We start from the raw sequence: 2,418 nt of genomic DNA, 5'->3' as shown, positions 1-2,418 counted from the left end.
GCCGATACGGCCAAAACCATTAATACCTACTTTGACTGTCATACTCTTTTCTCTCAGTTAATTGCCTTCATGTTTGAAGCCGCAGTGTTGTTGACTATGCCTAACTGCAATCTCAACGATTTTGGCAATAAATTTAAATGTATTTAAACGCAACATTGAGGGCGTGAAGTCATGGCTTCTAGGCGCTCAATATCCTGTTGGTATTCAGTTTTCAAACAGTTCGATGCGATAAGGTCATCAATTAACTTTAGCATCCAACCCGGTAAATCTTGTGACAGACGGTAGAACACCCACTGCCCTTGGCGAACGTCAGTTAAAATTCCGTTTGAACGCAACTGCGCAAGATGGCGGGAAATCTTTGGCTGACTTTCTTGTAATGCCTGAGTCAACTCACCAACAGATAGGCACTCTTGGCGCACAATCAACATTAAGCAACGCACTCGCGTTTCATCAGACAGTAATTTAAAAAATTGGTGAGGAAGCATAACTACATACTCATATATGGATGTACATATATATTAGTTGTAAAAAAACGCACGTCAAGGCGTGCGTTTTCATTGTCATAAAAGTTTAACGAAGAATATCAGAGCTTGTTGGTAACAATATGGCTCCAACGTCGAGCTTCAGTGAGTTCTGTTTTCACTTGTTCCACGTTCAACCCTAGATCAGCACAGTGATCATCAATCTTTTGCCAATCAGCATGTTCGAAACTTTCTTCAAGTGCTAATAATGCGCCATATGGACCTTCTCTGCGCAGCAAGGCGACCTTAATACTTGTGCATAACGGTAATTGTTCAATTAAGTTCTCTAACGACAGATCGAGCAACGCATCAAGTAATGAGAACAAACCAATCATAAAGGCTTGTTCAGTATGCCCTTTAAATACTTGGTAACGAGACATCCGTTGGCAAAACTGCGCACGCTGCAAAGACAGGCCATACAGCTCTTTGGGCTTTTTATCAGAGACATAAGACGCTACTGCTAGCGAGACAAACATTTTCAATTTCTCTTGCCCTAAATAAACCAAGGCCTGACGAAATGAAGAGATGGTGACCTCAAGGCGGGGTGACATAGTATTCACAAAGCGCAGAAGCTTATAGGATAAGGCAATATCTTTCGCGACGATGCTTTCAACACGTTGGAAGTCGACATCCGGCTTACAGACCTCTTGGAATAGCTCCATCGCTATCACTTGCTCTGGGCTAATATACTTAGTCTTTATGATTTCTGGCTTACTAAAGAAATAGCCTTGGAAAAACTTAAACCCTGCTTCTTTCGCTTGTTGGAACTCTTGTTCCGTTTCAACCCGCTCAGCAAGAAAACTATACTTCTTCCCTTCGTGCTTTTTGACTAACTCACACGCCGCATCCAACCCCATCTGCATGATATCAAGCTTAACAATATGCGTATATTGAAGGAAACGTTCCCACTCAGGTGTCGAAGTAAAGTCATCTAGGGCAATCATATACCCTGCTTGATAAAGCTCTTTGATTACCTCTAATAGCTCATCGGTCGGTTGGCAGGTTTCAAGAATCTCAACTACGACCTTATCTTTCGGTAAGCTCATTGGAAGACGGCGAATCAAGCTCTGATACGGAAAATTAATAAAGCAGCGTGAAGATGGGATCGAAGGGTTAAGCCCAACGGACAAGAAGTTTTCAACGATCAGGCGATACGTTGCTCGATTAGATTCAATATGCGCGGGGTAGGCATTCCTATCACCGTCACGAAACAGCAGCTCATAACCAAGCGTGTTCTTGTTACGGTTTAAGATAGGTTGTCGAGCAACGTACGTAGCGGTCATTTATTGATAACTCTAATTGATTTAACTATAACTCTATTACTTTCATTAAGCTTTGGCAGCAGCCAGCAAAGCGCCGCAACCCATGAACATACCACCAAATATTTTATTTATCTTACCCATTATGCGATCTGAGCGAATAAAACGTCCCATTTGTGAAGCTAATGAGGTGTAACCCAACATAACCACGCTATCAATAAATACAGTGGTCACTCCAAGCACCAACAACTGCGGTGCTTGCGGTTGTGTCGGATCGATAAATTGCGGAAACAGAGCAACTAAGAACACGATAGATTTTGGGTTAGTCAAATTGATAAGCACTGCATTTCTGAGCAGCTTGCCACTCGATAGCGTTGATTTTTCTTCTGAAGCCACCAAGCTAGACTTATCACGCCACTTTTGAATGCCTAACCATAGAAGATAAACCACGCCTACCCATTTGATGATGGTAAATGCCAAGGCGGACTTTGCCACTAGTGCACCAATACCCGCTCCCACCAGCATAATATGAAATGCAAGACCGAGCTGTAAGCCTACGATCGACGCAAGTGACTTCTTGGTGCCATAGCTGAGCCCATTGCTGATTGAGTTAACGGTACCTGAGCCCGGTGCCAAAC

The 2,418-nt window shown here is 43.1% G+C and carries 3 protein-coding genes; all 3 read right to left on the bottom strand.

The window, feature by feature from the left end:
* Nucleotides 1-143 precede the first annotated feature (143 nt).
* The 3 genes from AB4653_RS26105 to rhtB all read right to left on the bottom strand — a co-directional run bounded on the left by AB4653_RS26105 (nt 144) and on the right by rhtB (nt 2,416).
* The gene (locus AB4653_RS26105) at nt 144-485 is read right to left on the bottom strand and encodes a metalloregulator ArsR/SmtB family transcription factor (protein ID WP_009848223.1); all 342 of its coding nucleotides are present in this window, start codon (nt 483-485) and stop codon (nt 144-146) included.
* Between the two features lie 98 nt (nt 486-583).
* Nucleotides 584-1,804, bottom strand: coding sequence for an EAL and HDOD domain-containing protein (locus AB4653_RS26100; RefSeq protein ID WP_009848222.1), 1,221 nt, complete (start codon nt 1,802-1,804; stop codon nt 584-586).
* Between the two features lie 45 nt (nt 1,805-1,849).
* The gene (gene rhtB, locus AB4653_RS26095) at nt 1,850-2,416 is read right to left on the bottom strand and encodes a homoserine/homoserine lactone efflux protein (protein ID WP_372105676.1); all 567 of its coding nucleotides are present in this window, start codon (nt 2,414-2,416) and stop codon (nt 1,850-1,852) included.
* Nucleotides 2,417-2,418 lie beyond the last annotated feature (2 nt).

It is taken from the genome of Vibrio sp. 10N.222.48.A3 (assembly GCF_041475345.1).
Classification (GTDB): Bacteria; Pseudomonadota; Gammaproteobacteria; order Enterobacterales; family Vibrionaceae; genus Vibrio; species Vibrio tasmaniensis_A.
This window is presented reverse-complemented; position numbering and strand designations above follow the sequence as displayed.

What these genes read in the sequence shown, in the direction of transcription:
- AB4653_RS26105 (WP_009848223.1), bottom strand. Translation starts at nt 485, where the DNA reads ATGCTTCCTCACCAATTTTTTAAATTACTGTCTGATGAAACGCGAGTG.
- AB4653_RS26100 (WP_009848222.1), bottom strand. Translation starts at nt 1,804, where the DNA reads ATGACCGCTACGTACGTTGCTCGACAACCTATCTTAAACCGTAACAAG.